Origin of the sequence: Arsukibacterium sp., from assembly GCF_018402695.1 — a bacterium.
In the GTDB taxonomy this organism is placed as follows: Bacteria; Pseudomonadota; Gammaproteobacteria; order Enterobacterales; family Alteromonadaceae; genus Alishewanella.
Genome location: NZ_JAGYIM010000016.1, coordinates 228,202 through 248,103 on the forward strand (window position 1 = coordinate 228,202; position 19,902 = coordinate 248,103).

Consider the following 19,902-nt stretch of genomic DNA (forward strand, 5'->3'; position numbering starts at 1 on the left):
TACCGGTCAGCCTTGGCGCTTGCTAAACTGATAGCAACTGTTCTGCTTTGGCGGAGTTGTGGTGTCTTACCGGTCTCACCTATTTTCCCTGCGTATAGGCCATGCGCTGCGCGAGGCGCTGGCTGAAGGGTATAACCTCAGTAAACTCAGTAAAGACCTGCTGGCCGGCATTACGGTTGGCATTATTGCTATTCCGCTGGCCATGGCGTTAGCGATTGCCTCAGGGGTGGCGCCGCAATACGGCTTATACACCGCGATAATTGCCGGCTTTGTTATCGCCTTAACCGGTGGCTCTCGTTACAGCATTTCCGGCCCCACTGCGGCTTTTGTGGTTATTTTATATCCGGTTGCGCTGAAATATGGCTTAAGTGGTTTGCTGATGGCCACCGTGTTATCGGGGGGGATCCTGCTATTAATGGCCGCAATGCGGCTGGGTCGTTTAATCGAGTATATTCCCGAAGCGGTAACCCTGGGATTTACCAGCGGCATCGCGGTAGTAATTGCCACCTTACAAATTAAAGATTTTTTTGGCCTGAGCCTCAGCGCCTTGCCAGAACACTACATAGAGAAAATTGCAGTACTGCTGCAACAACTGCCGCAGGCTGCCTGGCCGAGTGTGCTGGTCGCGGGGTTAACCCTGGCGGTGATGCTGCTATGGCCAAAATTGAAAACACCGGTACCGGCACATTTACCGGCATTGTTTATTGGTACCCTGCTGGCGCTGTTTTTATTAAGTTCGGGTGCTGAACTGGACACTATTGGTTCCCGCTTCAGCTACAGCTTGCCCGACGGCAGTAGCGGCAATGGCATTCCACCCTACTTACCTTATTTTGACTGGCCCTGGTTACGTCCTGGCCCGGCCGGCGAGTTGCTGGGTTTTAGCTGGCAGCTGGTTAAAGACTTACTCGGCGCCGCCTTTGCCATGGCCATGCTGGGCGCTATTGAGTCTTTGCTTTGTGCCGTGGTGTTGGATGGCATGTCGGGCCGGCGCCACAGCGCCAATAGTGAATTATTAGGCCAGGGCCTGGGCAATATTATTACCCCATTTTTCGGTGGCATTACCGCGACGGCTGCGCTGGCCCGTTCGGCCGCTAACTTTAAAGCCGGTGCGCAAAGCCCGGTAGCCGCCATGGTGCATTGCCTGGTGATCTTGCTGGCACTGGTGCTGTTGGCTCAGCTGCTGTCTTATGTGCCGATGGCGGCGCTGGCTGCATTATTGTTAATGGTGGCCTGGAATATGAGCGAAGCGCCCAAGGCACTGCATTTGTTAAAAACGGCACCGCGCAGCGATATACTGGTGTTCCTTAGTTGTTTTTCGCTGACCGTGCTGCTGGATATGGTGATTGCTATCACGGTTGGGATTTTGCTGGCTGCAGTACTGTTTGTTAAAGATATTGCCGAGATGACCAAAGTGACAGATATCAGCCAGCATAAAAAGCTGGTTGATATTGAACTGCCAGCGGGCTGGAAAGTACTGAAAATTAATGGTCCGCTGTTCTTTGCGGCAGCGGAGCGGATTTTTGCTGATATCGCCAGCGTAACCAGGCAATGTCGCGGCATCGTTTTGTATATGGATGGTGTTACTGTGCTGGATGCGGGTGGCCTGGCAGCATTGAACAAGCTGATTAGTCAAAGTATTAAAAACCAGACCGAGTTGGTGATTGCCGATCTCCAGTTTCAGCCGTTACGCACCCTGGCCAGAGCCGGTGTTAAACCGGTAGCCGGCAGGTTGCGCTTTTACCCCAGCTTAAAAGAAGCATTAGATGCACTGGCATCAAGCTCGGCGACTACCACAGGACTGGCGGATAATTAGTTTCGGCTGAATATGGGTGCTGACAATGGCTTCATTATTAATTAGCCGTAGCAGGTTATCGACCAGCATCTCCCCTGCCAGCGAGGTGTCCTGCTGAATGGTGCTAAGCGCCGGGGTAGCAAAGGATGCTACCGGAATATCGTCAAAGCCCATTACCGCTATATCTGCCGGAATGCGGTAGCCCAGCTGGTGCAGGGCCCGCATCACACCAATAGCGATAATATCGCTGGCACAAAACACCGCATCTATCGGCTTACCCTGGCGAATAATTTGGCGGATAGCATGGTCACCGGCATTCTCGGTAGAAATGGCATCGCACTGAGCAATATCGGCTGGCTGAATACCCGCTGCGTGCAGCGCATCAGTAAATCCCTGGTAGCGTTCAAAAAATTCCGGGCTGTGCTCAGACGCATTGCCGACAAAGGCAAAATTTTTATAGCCATTAGCCAGCAAATGCTCGCCGGCCAGCCGGCCACCTTCACGGTTATTGCTGCGAATTGTTGACTCGGGATGGTCGTGCACTTCAGCGCCCCAGCAGACAAAATGGGTTTGCTGGGCTAACAGTTTTTCCAGCTTTTCTTCATAGTCGACATAATCGCCGTAGCCCAGCAAAATAATGCCATCGGCTTTATTGCTGTCTTCGTAATCGGCATGCCAGTCATCACTCAGTTGCTGGAATGAAACCAGCAAGTCCTGGCCCCGTTTGGCACAGGCCCGGGTAATGCTGCCCAGCATTGATAAAAAAAACGGGTTAATCAGCGATTCATCAGAGGTCGGGTCTTCAAACAAGAGCAGCGCCAGGGTACTGCTGCGCTGTTTGCGCAAATTGCTGGCATTTTTATCCACTTTATAATTAAGTTGTTTAGCAATGGCATGCACCCGCTCGCGGGTTTCTTTATTAACTTGCGGGCTGTTGCGCAGAGCCCGGGACACTGTGGATTGAGATACCCCGGCTAAATAGGCAATATCAAAGGATGTCGCTTTGTCTTTCATCGTGTGCTCTGCTGTTACAGCGGTGCAGCCCTGCAGTTAACTGCAGCAATCTGATCAGCGCGTTTATAATTATAGTCCGCTCATCATAGATGGATTCGGCAGTAGATTCAATTTCGGTGTCAGTATCCGATTTAGCCATGCCGGCTATCAGCATTGCGGATAATTTGTGAAACTATGTTATTTCTGTTTCGGCCTGGGCCTGCTGCTTGCTAAACTAAATAGTCACTGTTATCAGGTAAGTTGTTGTGTCGAAAATGTCGTTTAAAATTCTGTTATTAGTCAGCCTGTTGCTTTGTAGCTTCGCCACAAGTGCCAGCACACCGAACTGTCAGGGCGACGACTGTATCAACGAACAGCAACTTTATTTAAGCTGGGCATTGGGCTATGGCCAGCGCAGTAATCCGTTGCATGGTGGCAAAAAACTTAACCTGGTGTTGTTGCCGGAAATTTATTACTACAGTAAATACTGGTTTTTTGACAATGGCCGGTTGGGCAGCAGTGTTGCCCTGACTGAGACCACTCAACTGAGTATTATTGGCCAGCTGAATCAGGAAAAAGGTTATTTTCAGCAATGGTTTAGCGGTAACTTACTGCAATTTGAAGCCAATACGTTAACCATGCCTCAGTTCAGCACGAGTATGGATCGGCAGGCGCCGTTTCAGGTGGCGGTCAGTGAGGTCAGTAAGCGGCCTACTGCTTTTGACGTTGGCTTGCAATTAGATACGGTTAGTCATGGCACTATGTGGCAACTGGCTTACTGGACCGATGCCAGCCGGCAGCATCATGGCCAGTATGCCAGCTTAGGCGCCCGCCGCAGTTGGCAAAGCCCGTATGGCAAATGGCAGGTGTCAGCGCATCTCCATTGGAAAAGTGCTCAGTTAATCGACACCTATTATGGTTTAACAGCGCTGGAGGTGCCGCCGGGTCAGGAATATCAGGGGCGGGATAGCTGGCAGGCAGAACTTCGGTTAAACTGGAACAAACCATTAACAGAACGGTTGAGTGTGTTGGTATTCCTTCGATATTTACAGCTGGACAGCGCTATGACTGACAGCGCTCTGGTGCGCTCTGACCACGTCACAACCTGGTTTGGTGGCGTTAGTTACCGGTTTTTCTGATGTGGCGGGTACAATGTTGTCTGGCCCTGCTGCTGACTGTATCACTGAGCAGTCAGGCTGAGCGCGCGGCCGACCAGTGTGCTGAGCCTTTGTGCTGGCAGGTCAGCCCAATTGTCTGTGTTGCCGATAAACTCGAACAGGGCTGTGAAGCCGAGCTACGGGTAATTTGGTTCAGTGATACCCCCAGAACAGTGTGTTTATATCTGGCTGAACAGGCGGAGCGCTGCTGGCAGGAAGCAACCAGTGGCCAATGGCGTCAGCAGGTTAACTGGCAACGGGGCTGGCTGAGCTTACGCCAGCAACAACAGGTATTGTTAAGTACTGAGTTACAGGTGTTAAGCCGGCAACCGGCAAAACGTCGCCGTATCTCCGGCGCATGGAGTATTTTTTAATGGCCAAGATTCTGTTGGTGGAAGATGATGCCCGGCTTGCCGGGTTGGTACAGAGTTTTCTGGTACAGCATGGTTTTACTGTGCAGCAGCAAAGCAGGGGTGACCTGGTGGCTGAGCAGTGCAAACAATTTCAGCCTGATTTAATTGTGCTGGATTTAATGCTGCCCGGGCTGGATGGTTTTGGGGTTTGCCGGCAAATCCGGCCCTGGTTTAAGGGCCCGGTATTAATGCTCACTGCCAAACAAAGTGATATTGATCAGGTATTGGGGCTGGAGCTGGGGGCCGATGACTATGTTATTAAACCGGTCGAACCGCGGGTGCTGTTAGCGCGGATCAATGCTTTGCTGCGCCGGACGCAGGTTAGCCCGCAAGCCGAGCAGCAAGAGCTGGCATTTGGTCGTTTACTGCTGAAACAGCGTTCACGCGAAGCCTGGTTTGACAATAATCTGGTCGATTTAACCAGTTATGAATTCGATTTGTTGTGGATGCTGGCCCGTCATGCCGGCCAGACCGTCAAGCGTGAAGCTATTCATCAGCAAATTATTGGTCGTGAATATGATGGCCTTGATCGCACCGTTGATGTGCGGGTATCGCATTTAAGGCGCAAGCTGGGTGACAATGCCGAGGTGCCATTCCGGATTAAAACGGTCTGGGGTAAAGGCTATTTGTTTGTCGCTGATGCCTGGTAACTATGCATCGTCTGTTTCTGCACTTTTATCTGTTTTTATTTTTGGTACTTGTTGGCCTCGGTTGGGCGGTTGATCAGCTTTGGCAATATGCCCAGGGGGATCAGCCACCGGCCCTGGTTGATACCCTTGCCGAGCAAATGGCGCTGGTAATGCGCCTGCCGGAGGCGCAGTGGTCCAGTCATCTGGGTTTGCCCTATCAGGCGGTGCCGCTCGATAGTGTCAGCTGGCAGCCTGATGAGTGGCAGCTGTTACAGCAAAACCACCTGCTACCGCTATTTCAGGATAACAGCGTGTTTTTTTACGGCCTGCGCGATGAACAGTTATGGCTGGTGGGCCCGTTGCAGTTAAATGAACGCTCGGGTTTTGACTGGTTCAGTATTTTGTTTTTCAGCTTACTGGCGGTTGCCGTGGCGCTATGGTTGTGGCCGGTGGCACGGGATATTCGTTTTTTGCAACAAGGGCTGCAGCGCTTTGGTAAAGGCCAGCCGGCCGAATTGCAGTTACCGGCCCGCTCCTTTATTGCCCCGATTGCGGACAGTTTCCAGCAAATGAGCCAGCAAATTATTTCATTGCTGGAGTTGCAGCGGGAGATGACCCATGCCGTGTCGCATGAACTGCGCACCCCCATTGCCCGGCTGAAATTTGCGCTGGAAATGGCAGCGCAGCTGCCGGATAATGATAAGCAGTTGATGTTGCAGGACGTGCGGGAACTGCAACAACTTGTCGATGAAATGCTCGATTACGCCAAATTACAAAGCCATCAGCTTAATCTGAAAAAGCAGCAAGTTGATTTAACAGAACTTATTAATAACGTTGCCGAGAAGCTGGCGCCGCTGCCGGGCGCGGCGATTGAATTGCAGTTGCCAGCTGAAGCCATGTTTTATTGTGACGCCCACTATCTGGAGCGGGCCATTCAGAATTTACTGGTTAATGCTAAGCGTTATGCCAGACAGAAAATTGTCATTGATCTGAAAAGTCAGCACGGCTGCTGGCGCATCAGCGTCAATGATGATGGTCCCGGTATTGCGCCAGAGCGACGGGCAGAAGTACTGAAACCTTTCCACCGGCTGGAACAAAGCCGCAACCGCGAAGAGGGCGGCTTTGGTCTGGGCCTCGCTATTGTCCTACGAATAGTGCATTGGCACCAGGGTAAGCTGATTATCAGCGACAGCGCCTTTGGCGGTGCCAGCCTGCAGCTGTTACTGCCGCTAAGCTAAGTTTTTTATTTGAATGTTTCGCCGTTAAAGCATAATCGGCTAAAATACATGCCCCCAATATGAGTACCTGTAATGCGTAGTTCCGAGCCTTCTGTCTGGCTGCTGATGTTACTGGCAGCAGTGGTTGCCACCACCCCGCTGGCAATTGATATGTACCTGCCTGCTATGCCGATGATGGCGGCCGAGCTGGAAACTAATATTGGACTGGTGCAGCAGTCATTGAGTATTTTTCTGGCCGCTTATGGTATTGGCATGCTGCTGTTCGGGCCACTGGCTGATATGTTGGGCCGCCGGCCCCTGGCAGTGTGCGGGTTAGCCGGCTTTATTCTGGCCAGTGTTGCCTTACATCTGGTAGACAGCATTGAATGGTTTCTGGGCTGGCGGGCATTGCAGGCATTGGCGGGTGCTGCGGCATCAGTGGTGGTGCCGGGCATTATCCGTCATTTGTATCAGCAACATACTGCCAAAGGCATGTCATATGTATCGATGATAATGATGCTGGCACCGCTGGTAGCGCCGGCGATGGGCAGTGGCATCATCTGGCTGGCCAGCTGGCAGGCCATTTTTTTGTTTCTGGCCATCTATGGCGCTGTGGTGCTGGTTTTTTGCTGGCGATTTCTGCCCGAGATCAGCCGCGACAGTGCGCAGCCGCGACCTGCTTTTTTCAGCGGTTATATCAAAGTGTTCCGGCATAAAGCGGCCTGGCCGGATATTGCCAGCTCGATGTTTGCCTCCTTTGCCTTTTTCTGTTTTTTAACCGCTGTATCTTTTGTTTATATCGGCTATTTTGGGGTCAGCGAGCAAATGTTTGCCCTGCTGTTTGGGTTTAATGTGTTGGCGCTGATGAGTGCCAACCTGCTGAACAGCCGGCTGGTAGTACGTTTTGGGCCGCAGCGCATGTTACGCTGTGGCTTAGTAGTGGCGCTGTGTTGTGCCAGTCTGTTATGTGGCTTTAATTATTTCGGGTTGGGTCTCTGGTATACCGTCTTTACCATAGCACCCTTAATGGCCAGCCTGGGTTTAATGGCCACCAATGCCGATGCAATGATTATTATGCAGTTTCCACATAATAGTGGCACGGCTACTGCCGTTATCGGTACTTTGCGGTTTGGTAGTGGTGCGCTGGCCGGGCCCTTGCTGGCGTGGTTTTATACCGGCGATGCGCTGCCGTTCTCGTTGCTGATGCTATCTGGTGTGCTGGCAATTGGTTTAAGCCAGCTATGGCGCCAGTTAGCCCATTCCGGTTCATCCGCCGCTGCTTAGGCCGGAGCCAGGCTTGGCCGTTCGGCAGCCCGGCGCAAGGTTGGCTCAGAAGCCGAGGTTTTTCAGAAAGTCGTCGTCAACTTCCGGTTCGATATCGACGGTATTTTCCTGCCGGTATTGTTGGGCATTGGCCAGAATGTCGTCCGGGTTCTCCTGCTCGCTGCGTTCAAATTCCTGCAATTGAATAAACTCGGTTTTATCCATCGCCAGCTCCATATAAAAAATATTATGTTCCGGGGTGCTGAAGGTAACGCGACGGGCCTGCGGCTGATCAAGCTGCGTATTGATCAGAATTTGCACCTGCTTATTGATGGCCATCATTTTCGGCTGGCTTTGGTTAATTGAGGTGTGTAAATCCTGACGTACTTTGTTGGTAAAATCACCGACAATCTGGTTCATCAGCTCACCCATCACGTTACCGACCTCATCAGAGGTATGAAAGTGGGCCAGCTCATTCTCCGGCATGCCCATGCTCATCATGTACTTGCGATAAATTTCCAGTGCAGCCGGTGCCGTGAAATTGATAATAACCAGCCCGGAGAAGCCGCCGTCAAATAATACGAAGCAACCCAGGTCGGGCCGCAGACAGGTTTTCTGAATTTTCTGGACCATCGGTGAATGGCTGATGGCCGGATTGCCGGCAGCGGCCAGCACGCCATTTACGGCCTGACACAGGGTTAGCAGGATGTCATCTGTAGTAATAATACGGGTTTTTTTCATACTGTCTTCCATGGGTTATTTTCTGACAGTATAAGCCCTTATCTGCAGTTAACGCTAAATTTTACAGGCGCCGCCGCTGCATTCGTCATCGTCGTCACCGAACTGCGGCTCAGCAGCCTTTGCTTCGGCTTCGGCTTGCTGTTTGGCGAGGGCGGCCTCTGCACCGTCAAAATCGAGGTTGTTTAAATCAAAATCCTGATCAAAATCAAAGTCAGACATGGTGTTTGCTCCTGTTTCGGACAGCCCCAGCGGAGGCTGTCCTGCTAACCCTGTGCAGTGTAGCAAACTGCAGTGGCCGGTTAAAACCATACAGCCAAATTAAAACAGACACCGCTAAGTTAAAAGAACACCAGGCCTGCTATTTCCGGCGCTGCTCGATTTCACCGCAGCGGATTCCTTGCTATTATGGCGGCTATATTTTCTGACCTGCCCGGAGCTGCTGATGAGCCAATTAACTATTCAAACCCCCGACGACTGGCATTTGCATTTTCGTGATGGTGATATGTTGCTGGAAACGGTGCCAGCCACGGCCCGTCAGTTTGCCCGTGCTATTGTGATGCCCAACTTAGTGCCGCCGGTTACCACTGCAGAGATGGCAGTGGCCTACCGTGAGCGTATTCTGGCTGCCCGGCCAGCCGGTAGCGACTTTCAGCCACTGTTAACTCTGTTTTTAACCGATAAAACCAGCCGCCAGCAGATTATCGATGCTAAAGCCGCCGGGGTGGTTGCCGCCAAGCTGTATCCGGCCGGTGCGACCACTAATTCCAGCGCAGCAGTAAGCGCGCTGGACTCGTTATATCCGGTATTTGAAGTGATGGCTGAGCAGGGCATGTTGCTGCTGGTGCATGGTGAAGTGACCGATCACGATATCGATATTTTCGATCGGGAAAAGGTGTTTATCGACCGCTACCTGCAGCATATAGTGGCGCGATTGCCTGAGTTAAAAGTGGTGTTTGAACACATTACCACTGCCGATGCCGCCAGTTTTGTCAGCGAGGCGGGTAGCAATGTCGCCGCCACCATTACCCCGCAGCATTTACTATTGAACCGCAACGATTTACTGGTGGGTGGGGTGCGGCCGCACAATTACTGCTTGCCGGTACTCAAGCGCCGCACTCATCAGCAGGCACTGCGCGCAGCCGTGGCCAGTGGCTCAGCCAAGTTTTTTCTCGGTACCGATTCAGCGCCGCACGAGAAGCATCGCAAAGAATCCGCCTGCGGCTGTGCCGGTTGCTACAGCGCGCACAGCGCGATAGAGCTGTATGCTCAGGTATTTGACGAGCTCGGTTGTCTGGATAAGCTGGAAGGCTTTGCCAGCCATTACGGCGCCGACTTTTATGGCCTGCCACGCAACAGCGGCACGGTAACCCTGCAACAACAGCAATGGCAGGTACCAAAGGAGATTACCCTGCCAAACGGCCTGCCGATAGTGCCGTTTTATGCCGGTGAAACCCTTAACTGGAAACTGGTATAACGCTGAGTTATCAAAGACAGTAGTCGGCTTGCTCTAAGTCAACCGTTGCAGGCCTGGATGGCCGAATCGAGCCTACAGGGATGTATTTACGGCGTGTTGATGTGAGCAAACCGATTGCTGGCTCCCTGCTAATCGAACTAGTTTTTCAAGTAACTCAGCAGCCGCTCCAGCGCGCGGTAGCTGAGCGCTTCCATCAGGTGGGCGCGGCTGATCTGCGGTTGCTGCTGCAAATCGGCAATGGTGCGGGCGACTTTAATAATTTTGTGATAAGTACGGGCTGACAGCTTAAAGCGGTGAATGGTATCTTCCAGAAAACGGGCATCATCTTGTTTTAACGGGCAAAAATCAGCAATTTCACTACCACTTAGCCGGGCATTCGCTTTGCCCTGGCGTGCCAGCTGCATGTCGCGGGCGGCGACCACCCGTTGTTTAACCCTGGCACTGCTTTCTTCTGAACTATGCTGCTGGCTAAGCATTCCCTTGGGCAACAACGGTACTTCAATCTGTAACTCTATCCGGTCAATAAAAGGCCCCGATAAGCGGTTTAAATAGCGCATGACCTGCTCGGGCGTAGCGCGGCCATCTTCATGGTGACCGGTCGGGCTCGGGTTAAGCGCCGCCACCAACTGAAACTGGGCCGGAAACTCGGCCTGACGGGCGGCCCGGGATATATGAACAATGCCGGTTTCCAGCGGTTCACGTAGCACATCCAATACCTTACGCGGAAATTCCGGTAATTCGTCTAAAAACAGAATACCGTGGTGCGCCAGCGAAATTTCACCGGGACGCGGTACTGAACCGCCACCGACTAACGCCACGGCCGAGCTGGTATGGTGCGGGCTGCGAAATGGCCGCTGTTGCCAGTCGGTCAGGTTGCGTTGTAAGCCGGCAATCGAATAAATGGCGGCAGTCGCCAGCGCTTCCTGCTCAGTTAACGCCGGTAAAATGCCGGGCAGCCGCTGTGCCAGCATTGACTTACCGGTGCCGGCCGGGCCCAGCATCAGCATATTGTGTTCACCGGCGGCGGCAATTTCCAGTACCCGCTTGGCATGGCCCTGGCCACGAACATCGGCTAAATCCGGCATATGTTGCACCGGCCGCTCGGGCAGCGGTGGAATGGCTGGCAGCGCCTGTTGCGCCAGTAAAAAGCTATGTACCTGCAACAAATGCTCGGCGCCATGCACATTTGCGTTGGGCACCTGTTGTGCCTGTTGGGCATTTAACATCGGCATCAGCGCGGCACGGCCGGCGTCACGACAGGCTACTGCTACCGGAATTTCACCCAATATAGGCCGTATTTCACCCGACAACGCCAGCTCACCATAAAATTCGTAATCACCTGTGCTGTGTTCATTTAACTGGCCACTGGCGACAATAATGCCCAGCGCTATCGGTAAGTCAAAGCGGCCGCCTTCTTTGGGCAGGTCGGCCGGCGCTAAGTTAACGGTGATCTTGCGGTCCGGAAAGGCAAAGCCACTGTTGACCATGGCACTGCGCACCCGGTCGCGCGACTCTTTAACCGAGGTTTCAGGTAAACCGACTAATTGAAAAGCGGGTAGGCCGTTGCTGATATGCACTTCAACGGTAACCAGCGGGGCATCCAGACCATGGCGGGCCCGGCTGTAAACCACAGCAAGTGACATCCTGTCTCCAACACTTTACGCGAATACTGCATTATGTTTAGCATAATGTTAATTTATTGCAAGTTGGTAAAGCGGCAGCGGATAAAAGCAATATCAATACAGGTGGTTATTCCCTGTGTTGCCAATTGCCTGCTAAGCTGAGAGGCGAACCGGTACGCCATTAACTTCAACCTGAGGTAGCGACAGATGATTCAGCGCTGGCTACAGCATATTCTGGCTTATCCCAGACTTATCATGGTGTTAAGTCTGCTGCTTATTATTGGCAGTGGCCTTGGCATCGGTAAGCTGTATTTCCGCGGTGACTACCGGATCTTCTTTACGGACGATAATCCGCAGTTGCTGGCATTTGAGCAAATGCAGCAACAGTTTAATAAAAGTGACAATATTCTGATTGCCATCGCACCGGCTTCAAAGCAGGTGTTCAGCGCACAGACCCTGAGTCTGGTGCGGCAGTTAACCGAGGCAGCCTGGCAGACGCCCTACTCTATCCGGGTGGATTCGCTGAGTAATTATCAGCACACCGAAGCGATAGATGATGACTTATGGGTTGCCGATCTGGTTGCTGAAGAACTAGAACTTACCGGCTCTGAACTTAACAAGATAGCGCAAGTGGCGTTAAACGAGCCGGTGCTGGTGCAGCGCCTGGTATCCCGGGACGGAACCGTTACCGCGATTAATATTACCCTGCAGCTACCCGAACAGAACCTGCAGCAGGAAGTAAAAGAAGTGTGGCAGGCTATCTCTGCCATGCTGGACACTTTTAAAGCGTCGCAGCCGGATACTGAGTTTTATGTCAGTGGCGTCGTGGCGATGAATCACGCTTTCGCTTATGAGGCCGAGAACGACGTTAAAACCCTTATTCCGGTTATGTTTGCCGCCATTTTACTGATGCTGGCCTGGTTACTGCGTTCAGTACTGGCGTCAGTGGCCACCCTGGTAATTATCGTAGTGACTGTCGTCAGTACCCTGGGGCTGGCGGGGTGGGCGGGTCTGTTTTTAAGTACCGCCACCGTCAACGTGCCGACCATTCTGATGACCCTGGCAGTAGCGGATTCCGTGCACCTGATTGCCTCAATGCAATTTGCCCTGCGCCGGGGTGACAGCCGGCTCCAGGCCATACAATACAGCTTGAAGCGCAATATCATGCCGGTATTTATTACCAGTGCCACCACAGCCATTGGTTTTTTAACCCTGAATTTTTCTGATGTACCCATATTGCGGGATTTAGGCAATATGACAGCGGTAGGCGTAATGCTGGCTTGTCTGTTCAGCCTGGTATTGCTGCCGGCATTGCTGTTGTTTTTGCCGGTCAGTGCCGGCCAGCAAAAGGACAGTGCAGCCGGCAGTGCCGACAAAACCATGCTTTGGCTGGCCAATATGGTGATCCGCCGGCACCGGCCATTATTCTGGGGCATGACGGTGCTGATCATAGCCTGCAGTTCGCTAATCAGCCTGAACAGTATTAACGATGAAGCGGTAAAATATTTCGCGCCCGATACTGAGTTTCGCCAGGCCAATGATTTTCTGGAGCAAAACCTGACCGGCGCCACTACGGTTGATTTTGTTATCGCCGGTGATGAAGCCAGCGAGGTTAACCAGCCTGAGTTTTTGACCGCTGTGGCAGGGTTTACCCAGTGGCTGCAAAGTCAGCCGGAAGTACAACACGTTAACAGCATTACTGACACCATGAAGCGGCTAAATAAAAATATGCATCAGGACGACCCGGCATACTACCGTTTGCCTGATACTCAGCAGCAGGCTGCGCAGTATCTGTTGATGTACGAAATGTCGCTGCCGTTTGGCCTGGATTTAAACAACCAGCTGAATCTGGATAAAAGTGCTACCCGAATAGCAGTCAGCCTGCAAAACCTCGGCAGTAAACAGCTTACCGCCTTCGAGAGCCGGGCGTTGGCTTACCTGGCCGAACATGCCAGCGTTTACTCCGCCAGCGCTGCCAGCACTGCGCTGATGTTTGCCCATATTGGCGAGCGCAATATGGCGTCGATGTTGCAAACGCTGCCACTGGCGCTGTTGCTGATATCCTTGCTACTGGTATTTAGTTTACGGTCGTGGCGGCTCGGGCTATTAAGCCTTATTCCGAATATTACTCCGGCATTGGTGGCATTTGGGTTATGGGGGCTGCTAAGTGGTGAAATTAACCTGGCGCTGTCGGTTGTTGCCGGGATGAGCTTGGGCATTATTGTTGATGATACGGTGCACTTTCTCAGTAAATACCGGGCCGCCAGGCTGGAAGGGCAGGCAACTGAGCAGGCAATACGCTATGCTTTTACCACAGTCGGGCGGGCCTTATGGATCACGACAGTGGTATTGGTAACCGGTTTTGCGGTATTAATGCTCTCTGGTTTTCGGCTGAACTCTGATATGGGCATGCTAACAGCGCTGGTGATCCTGGTTGCTCTGATTATTGATTTTCTTTATCTGCCGGCCTGCCTGCTAAAATTTGATGCAAAGGAGTATAAAACAGATGCCACAGTTTAAAACCAGCCGCCCGGCCATATTGATGCTGGCTGTCGGCCTGCTGCTTGGGATGCCGGTAGCCGCTGATACTGACGCAGAAATTGTCGCAAGCCGGGAAAAAGGCCTGCAAATTGCCACTGAGCAGAAACAGCGTGATACCGGCTGGGGTGACAGCGAAAGCAAAGTACTGATGGTACTGCGCGATGCCAGCGGCAATGAAAGTATCCGGCGGATGCGCACGCTGGCGCTGGAAGTAACAGACGATGGTGATAAATCGCTGATTATTTTTGATGAGCCACGGGATGTTCGGGGCTCAGCCTTTTTAAGCCATTCCCACCCTACGGCCGAAGACGACCAGTGGCTATATTTACCGGCGATAAACCGGACCCGGCGCATTGCCAGCCGCAATAAATCCGGGCCTTTTATGGCCAGTGAGTTTGCCTATGAAGATATGTCGTCCTTTGAACTGGCCAAATATCAGTTTCGGTATTTACGCGACGAAGAAGTAAATGGCGTAATGTGTTACGTGATTGAGCGGATCCCGGCCGATAAATTTTCCGGTTACAGTAAAACCATTGCCTGGGTGGATAAAGAGCACTACCGGGTGCAGAAGATTGAGTTTTACGACAAAAAACAAAGCTTGCTGAAAACCTTGACCGCCAGTGATTATCAGTTGTATCTGGATAAATACTGGCGGCCAATGCTGCTGCGGATGCAGAACCAGCAAACCGGTAAAAGTACCGACTTGGTCGTAGAAGAGTTGCAGTTTAATGTTGGCCGCAGCGCGGCTGATTTCGACGTTAACGTACTGGAGCGGCTGCGTTGACAGCGGGCAACCAAAACCGGGGAAGTATAACAACGTTGGTATATCTGAGGATTAGCGGCGTAATTGCCCGCGGGTTACTGACAGCCCTGCTGCTTACTGGCGCTTCGCTGCAGGCAGCAGAGCTTGGCCCGGTCATGAAAACCGATACCCTGTGGCGATTAGCGGTGCAGGCCCGGCCGGATGACGCTGTTAGTATGGCGCAGGTGGTGTATGCACTTTGGCAGGAAAACCCGACGGCCTTTGCTGATAACGATATTAATAAATTACGGGTCGGTACAGTGCTGCAGGTACCCAGCCGCAGCCAGATGCTGGCTGTTAACGCAGCTGACGCCCGGGCCTGGTATTATCAGGCCATCCGGGGGCAGGCTGCCGGGGCTATCCAGCCAGAGCCAACCATCAGCCAGCCGGCAGCTGATAAGAGGCGATTAGCGGTAACAACGGCCGAGACGCCTGCGGCAGTTGAGCCCGAGCGGGCCGCCGCGTCGACACAAACGCCTACCTTAACAGCAAGGGTGACTGAACCATCACCCGCAAGAACAGTGGTTGCTAGACCGGCGCAAAGCCGCCCATCTGCCGGCGAACCTGACACCGGCTTTAGTCTGCGCCAGCAACATCAGCTAACCGCCCAGCAACGTTATTTTGGCCAAACCGGCACTATGGGCCAGGCCCGGGCTCATACGTTGCTTAGTTTGCTGTCAGACTGGTCATGGCAGGATGAAAATGCTGTTCATAGTTTTCAGTTAACACCGTTTCTGCGCTGGCAGCAGCGCGACAGCGCCAGCAATCTGCTGGACTTACGCCAGGCTTACTGGCGTTATGCCGGCCGTAACTGGGAAGTGAAAGCCGGGAACGACATCGTGTTTTGGGGCGTCAGTGAATCACAGCGGCTGGTTGATGTGATTAATCAGGTGGATATGGTTGGCGGCGTTGATATGGAAACGCGGTTGGGCCAGCCTATGCTGAGTTTTAAGGGCTGGAACAATGCCGGCACACTGGAACTGTATCTGCTGCCTTATTTTCGCGAACGGCTATTCGCTGATCCGGCTGGCCGGCTGACCGCTCCCTGGCCGGTCGAGCATGATATTGCGCTGTATGAGTCCAGTGACAAGCGCAACAATCTCGATTTTGCCCTGCGTTGGTCACAACGTTTCAGTGCGCTTGAATTGGGGCTGAGTTATTTTGCCGGCAACAGCCGTGAGCCGCTGTTAATTGCCCAACCTGAAATGCAGCGCCTTCAGCCTTATTATTTTCAGATGCAGCAATTTGGCATTGATACCCAGTATGTTGCCGGTGACTGGCTGTGGAAGCTGGAAAGCATTTACCGGCGCAGTGGTCCGCAGGAGTTCGCGGCGGCGACAGCTGGCTTTGAATATACCCGGGTGGGTGTGTTTAACCGTAGCTGGGACTTAGGCTGGATAGCCGAATATCAATACGACAGCCGTGGCTTGCAGGCACCGGTTACCGGCCAGAACGACATCTTTGTCGGCTGGCGACTGGCGCTGAATGATGTGGCCGGTAGCGAGCTGTTATTCGGGGTGTTGCAGGACTTAGATCGCAGCAGTAGCCGTAGTGCCAAACTCGAAGCATCAATGCGACTGAGCAACAGCTTGCGGTTAAGGCTCAATGCCTGGCTGTTTCAGAGCAATGAGGTCAGTGATGTACTTTACAACCTGCGTCAGGACGATTACCTCGAACTCAGCCTCGATTATTATTTTTAACTGCCGATTTTGTTGAAAAACCAACAACAAGTTACAAAGACGCTTTGGTCTGCCGTCAAAGTAAGCTAGCATGGGGGTTTTCGTTGGCGTCAGACTTAACCCGGCCGCCAGAAGTCACTTTCGTAAGAGTTAACGATATTTTGAATAGCCCGACTGACCAGCACGCCTTTCCACTGGATGAAGACCGCTTGTTGCAGTGGTTTGACAGCGCCACTCTGCACCGGGCCCGCGCATACTTGCAGGCTGGTAAAGTATTAAAGCTGGAGTACAGCGACGATTTAAGTCAGATCAGCGCCCAGGTGTGGGGCGCCGGGTTTTCGCCCTACCGGCAAAATATTGTCTTGGCCCAGACCGGGCATGGCTGGTCACTGCGTGACAGCTGCAGCTGTCCGGTAGGCCATCGCTGTAAGCATATCCTGGCAGTACTGCTGCGCTTAAAGCGCGACTATGCGCAACAGCAACTGCGGATAAAACAGCTGCCGCAACTGAAACTGGACAACTGGTTTAACGAGCTGGAGCAGTTACAACAGCCACCACGTGATGACAGCGGTGATACCGTGCTGTATTTACTGAGCTACGGCCAGGCCGGCTTGCAATTGTATCCGCGCCGGGTCAGGCCGATGAAAAAGGGCGGCTATACCAAGGGCCAGGCTATCGGCAAGTACGATTTAGTCAGCCCGCAGCCACCGGCCTGGCTTAGCGAAAGTGACTATCAGCTGTTAACACTGTTTCGCAGCCATAATCTGACGGAGCAGTCGGTGCTGGAAGATAACTGGGGTTACCAGTTGCTGCAGCAATTACTGGCAACGGAACGTTGTATGTTCAGTGAGGCCCGTTATCCGCTGAGCTGGGGTGAACAGCGGCCACTGGAGTTAAGCTGGCATAGCAGCAAGGCTGGCCAGCAACTGGGCTGGCAAATTGGTGACGATCACAACAGTGTGCTGGTGTTTACCGATCCGCCCTGTTATCTGGACACCGATAATTATCAGCTGGGTTTACTTGCTACCCCTCTTACGGGCCGTGAATTAAAGCTGCTGTCAAAAATGCCACCGGCACCGGCTGCCCTATTGCAAAGCCGCTTAGGTCGCTTGCAGCAGCTGCTGCCGAAAATCAGCCTGCCAATGCCGGAAGGTTTAGGTGTAGAACAAATTAATGTAACGCCGACGCCGGTATTGCAATTAAAGATGTTGCCACGCCAAAGTAAGGGCCGGCAGGAGCCGGTGGCGCTGCTAAGTTTTGATTATGACAAGCAGCGGTTGCCGCTGGATTTACAGGCATCGCAAACGGAAGTGCAACAGGGCTCGCGGACGTATTTTGTTAAACGGCAGCGGGCCAGCGAAACCGCAGCACTGGAAGTATTACTGGAGCTGGAGCTGCTCAGCCTGCCACCGTTGCCCGCGCCAAATGAGCAGCAGGCGGCGTTTGGGGTCGGCGATGGCCCGGACAACCCTGAACTGTGGCAACCTTTGCTGCAGCAGCTGGACAGCCTGCGGGACGATGGCTGGCTGGTCGAGCAGGCGAGCGACTTTAATCTGGATATACTGGCGGCTACGCCGTATTTACAGGTACAGGACGGCAAACAAACCGGTTTTGAACTGGGTATTCAGGTGGATATTGACGGCCAGCAAGTACCCTTATTGCCGCTGATCAGCCAGTGGCTGCGCCAGAACGGCCTGCCTGGAGCAGAGCAGCAAATCTGGCTCAGTTTACCCCAGGGTAAACTGGCGCTGCCAATGACCTTAATTCAGCCGCTAATCGATACCATTGTCGAGCTGCTGAATATGCACAAAGCGCCGCTGAACCTCGAGCTACCCGACTATAAAGCCGCTATTTTACCACCGCCCGGCGCCGCAGAAATTCAATACCTTAACGCCAACCGGCTGGCCAGCCTGAACCAGCAGCTGCATGATTTCACGGGTATTACCGATGTCGCCCTGCCAGATAATCTGCAGGCGACACTGCGGGGGTATCAGCAACAGGGCTTAAACTGGCTCACGTTTTTAAAGCAATATGGCCTGGGAGGCGTGCTGGCTGATGATATGGGCCTGGGCAAAACCTTACAGACGCTTAGTTTTATTTTAAAGCAGTATCAGCAGGGTGAACTGACCCAACCGGCACTTATCGTCTGCCCTACCAGCTTACTGGGCAACTGGCAGCAGGAAGCGCGCCGCTTTACCCCGGATTTAAAGGTGCTGCAGGTGTATGGCCCGAAGCGCCGGCCTTTGTTTGACGAAATACAACAGTATCAGCTGATAGTGACCAGCTATCCGCTGCTGGTGCGCGATATTGCGCTGTACCGCCAGCATCGCTTTAGTGTGGTGGTATTGGACGAAGCCCAGCATATTAAAAATGCCGGCAGCCAGGCAGCACAAAGTGTGCGGTTGTTGCACCGTGATTTCAGTCTGGCGTTAACCGGTACCCCTCTGGAGAACCATCTGGGCGAATTAAAATCGCTGTTTGATTTTGTACTGCCCGGTTTGCTGGGTACCGAGCAACATTTCAGCCAGGTGTACCGCAAGCCCATTGAAAAGCACGGCGATACCGAGCGGGCCCAGGTACTGCGCCAGAAAATTGCACCCTTTATGCTGCGCCGTACCAAAGGCCAGGTAGCGACTGAACTACCGGAAAAAACTGAAATAGTCCAGTTGCTGGAACTGGAAGCGGATCAGCGCAACTTGTACGAAAGTATCCGCTTAATTATGGAAACCAAGGTCCGGGAGTTATTTGTCCGCAAGGGCGTGGCGGCCAGCCAGATCGAGTTTTTAGATGCCTTGTTAAAGCTGCGCCAGGTATGCTGTGATGCCCGGCTGGTGCCGATAGAGCAAGCGCAAAGCGTGCGGCACAATGCCAAACTGCAATGGCTGCGTGACACCTTACCGGAAATGCTGGAAGAAGGCCGGCGCATCTTACTATTCAGTCAGTTTGCCAGCATGCTGCATCTGATAGAGCAGGAGCTGCAGTATATGGGGATCAGTTACAGCAAGCTTACTGGCCAGACGAAGCAGCGCCAGACCCAGATTGATGCCTTTCAAAATGGCGAAACCGAAGTGTTTCTAATCAGCTTAAAAGCCGGCGGCACCGGCTTAAATCTGACTGCTGCCGATACCGTTATTCATTATGACCCCTGGTGGAACCCGGCAGCAGAACAGCAGGCTACCGACCGGGCGCACCGGATTGGCCAGGATAAAGCCGTGTTTGTTTATAAACTGATAGCGCGCAATACTGTTGAAGAGAAAGTACAACAATTACAGAGCTTTAAGCAGGGGTTGGCTGATCAGTTATTAGGGGGTAATAAAGGTCAGCTGTGGCAGGGCGAGGCTGCAGATCTGTTGGCGCTGTTTAGCAGTGACGAATAGGCTGTAACTGCTAGCTAATAGCGCTAACCAGTAAAAGCCGGCAAAGGAATATTGTTATTAAGCAGTTAAGAATGTAATATCGATGCGTTTTAATCTGGCATGGTGCAGGGCGTTATTTAACTGCTTTTGCAAAAGGCAACAAAACAGCACTGCAGCAGCCGGAACTGAAACCAGGATTTAATAACAATATCAAGGAGTCTGT

15 protein-coding genes are annotated in these 19,902 nt (G+C 52.7%); 11 read left to right on the forward strand and 4 right to left on the reverse strand.

The genetic code is table 11. The annotated features are described in order from the left end of the window. The first annotated feature begins 61 nt into the window (after positions 1-61). Positions 62-1,813, forward strand: coding sequence for a C4-dicarboxylic acid transporter DauA (dauA, locus tag KG631_RS08620; protein ID WP_213998325.1), 1,752 nt, complete (start codon positions 62-64; stop codon positions 1,811-1,813). On the opposite strand, the gene KG631_RS08625 is transcribed toward dauA, so the two are convergent. Next, the gene (locus tag KG631_RS08625) at positions 1,775-2,806 is read right to left on the reverse strand and encodes a LacI family DNA-binding transcriptional regulator (RefSeq protein ID WP_213998330.1); all 1,032 of its coding nucleotides are present in this window, start codon (positions 2,804-2,806) and stop codon (positions 1,775-1,777) included. The genes dauA and KG631_RS08625 overlap by 39 nt on opposite strands. Positions 2,807-3,060: 254 nt before the next feature. On the opposite strand from KG631_RS08625, the gene KG631_RS08630 reads away from it, so the two are divergent. From KG631_RS08630 to KG631_RS08650, 5 genes are all read left to right on the forward strand, one after another. Then, positions 3,061-3,924: a MipA/OmpV family protein gene (locus KG631_RS08630; protein ID WP_301003735.1), complete on the forward strand. Its 864-nt coding sequence runs from the start codon at positions 3,061-3,063 to the stop codon at positions 3,922-3,924. Continuing rightward, complete coding sequence (locus tag KG631_RS08635; RefSeq protein ID WP_213998343.1) at positions 3,924-4,316, forward strand: DUF3019 domain-containing protein; 393 nt, start codon at positions 3,924-3,926, stop codon at positions 4,314-4,316. The genes KG631_RS08630 and KG631_RS08635 overlap by 1 nt, the downstream gene beginning before the upstream one ends. Then, on the forward strand, positions 4,316-5,005 hold the full coding sequence (locus tag KG631_RS08640; RefSeq protein WP_301003699.1) for a winged helix-turn-helix domain-containing protein: 690 nt from the start codon (positions 4,316-4,318) through the stop codon (positions 5,003-5,005). The genes KG631_RS08635 and KG631_RS08640 overlap by 1 nt, the downstream gene beginning before the upstream one ends. Positions 5,006-5,007: 2 nt before the next feature. Continuing rightward, positions 5,008-6,222 carry an ATP-binding protein gene (locus tag KG631_RS08645; protein ID WP_213998357.1) on the forward strand — a complete coding sequence of 405 codons (1,215 nt, stop codon included), beginning with the start codon at positions 5,008-5,010 and terminating at the stop codon, positions 6,220-6,222. Between the two features lie 72 nt (positions 6,223-6,294). Continuing rightward, positions 6,295-7,485, forward strand: coding sequence for a multidrug effflux MFS transporter (locus KG631_RS08650; RefSeq protein WP_301003700.1), 1,191 nt, complete (start codon positions 6,295-6,297; stop codon positions 7,483-7,485). Between the two features lie 45 nt (positions 7,486-7,530). Here the strand turns inward: KG631_RS08650 and KG631_RS08655 are convergent, their stop codons facing one another. After that, positions 7,531-8,205 (reverse strand): DUF3334 family protein, encoded by a 675-nt coding sequence (locus KG631_RS08655; protein ID WP_213998360.1) that lies wholly within the window; start codon positions 8,203-8,205, stop codon positions 7,531-7,533. A gap of 54 nt (positions 8,206-8,259) precedes the next feature. Beyond that, positions 8,260-8,424, reverse strand: coding sequence for a hypothetical protein (locus tag KG631_RS08660; RefSeq protein ID WP_213998365.1), 165 nt, complete (start codon positions 8,422-8,424; stop codon positions 8,260-8,262). A 223-nt stretch (positions 8,425-8,647) separates the two neighbouring features. Here KG631_RS08660 and pyrC point away from each other — a divergent pair, with 223 nt between their 5' ends. Beyond that, positions 8,648-9,679 (forward strand): dihydroorotase, encoded by a 1,032-nt coding sequence (pyrC, locus tag KG631_RS08665; RefSeq protein ID WP_213998371.1) that lies wholly within the window; start codon positions 8,648-8,650, stop codon positions 9,677-9,679. 137 nt (positions 9,680-9,816) lie between these two features. On the opposite strand, the gene KG631_RS08670 is transcribed toward pyrC, so the two are convergent. Beyond that, positions 9,817-11,322 carry a YifB family Mg chelatase-like AAA ATPase gene (locus tag KG631_RS08670; RefSeq protein ID WP_213998379.1) on the reverse strand — a complete coding sequence of 502 codons (1,506 nt, stop codon included), beginning with the start codon at positions 11,320-11,322 and terminating at the stop codon, positions 9,817-9,819. A gap of 186 nt (positions 11,323-11,508) precedes the next feature. On the opposite strand from KG631_RS08670, the gene KG631_RS08675 reads away from it, so the two are divergent. The 4 genes from KG631_RS08675 (at position 11,509) to KG631_RS08690 (ending at position 19,700) form a co-directional block, all read left to right on the forward strand. Further along, the gene (locus tag KG631_RS08675) at positions 11,509-13,821 is read left to right on the forward strand and encodes an MMPL family transporter (protein ID WP_213998387.1); all 2,313 of its coding nucleotides are present in this window, start codon (positions 11,509-11,511) and stop codon (positions 13,819-13,821) included. Continuing rightward, a complete protein-coding gene (locus KG631_RS08680) occupies positions 13,808-14,626 on the forward strand; it encodes an outer membrane lipoprotein-sorting protein (RefSeq protein WP_213998394.1) in 819 nt (272 codons plus the stop codon). Before KG631_RS08675 ends, KG631_RS08680 begins: the two co-directional genes overlap by 14 nt. Beyond that, a complete protein-coding gene (locus KG631_RS08685; protein WP_301003701.1) occupies positions 14,623-16,344 on the forward strand; it encodes a FimV/HubP family polar landmark protein in 1,722 nt (573 codons plus the stop codon). The genes KG631_RS08680 and KG631_RS08685 overlap by 4 nt, the downstream gene beginning before the upstream one ends. Positions 16,345-16,427: 83 nt before the next feature. Continuing rightward, positions 16,428-19,700: a DEAD/DEAH box helicase gene (locus KG631_RS08690; RefSeq protein WP_301003702.1), complete on the forward strand. Its 3,273-nt coding sequence runs from the start codon at positions 16,428-16,430 to the stop codon at positions 19,698-19,700. Positions 19,701-19,902 lie beyond the last annotated feature (202 nt).

Coding starts and splice junctions, on each gene's coding strand:
- KG631_RS08650 (WP_301003700.1), top strand. CDS start 6,295: ATGCGTAGTTCCGAGCCTTCTGTCTGGCTGCTGATGTTACTGGCAGCA.
- KG631_RS08655 (WP_213998360.1), bottom strand. CDS start 8,205: ATGAAAAAAACCCGTATTATTACTACAGATGACATCCTGCTAACCCTG.
- KG631_RS08660 (WP_213998365.1), bottom strand. CDS start 8,424: ATGTCTGACTTTGATTTTGATCAGGATTTTGATTTAAACAACCTCGAT.
- KG631_RS08645 (WP_213998357.1), top strand. CDS start 5,008: ATGCATCGTCTGTTTCTGCACTTTTATCTGTTTTTATTTTTGGTACTT.
- KG631_RS08670 (WP_213998379.1), bottom strand. CDS start 11,322: ATGTCACTTGCTGTGGTTTACAGCCGGGCCCGCCATGGTCTGGATGCC.
- KG631_RS08625 (WP_213998330.1), bottom strand. CDS start 2,806: ATGAAAGACAAAGCGACATCCTTTGATATTGCCTATTTAGCCGGGGTA.
- KG631_RS08640 (WP_301003699.1), top strand. CDS start 4,316: ATGGCCAAGATTCTGTTGGTGGAAGATGATGCCCGGCTTGCCGGGTTG.
- KG631_RS08675 (WP_213998387.1), top strand. CDS start 11,509: ATGATTCAGCGCTGGCTACAGCATATTCTGGCTTATCCCAGACTTATC.
- KG631_RS08635 (WP_213998343.1), top strand. CDS start 3,924: ATGTGGCGGGTACAATGTTGTCTGGCCCTGCTGCTGACTGTATCACTG.
- KG631_RS08630 (WP_301003735.1), top strand. CDS start 3,061: ATGTCGTTTAAAATTCTGTTATTAGTCAGCCTGTTGCTTTGTAGCTTC.
- pyrC (WP_213998371.1), top strand. CDS start 8,648: ATGAGCCAATTAACTATTCAAACCCCCGACGACTGGCATTTGCATTTT.
- KG631_RS08680 (WP_213998394.1), top strand. CDS start 13,808: ATGCCACAGTTTAAAACCAGCCGCCCGGCCATATTGATGCTGGCTGTC.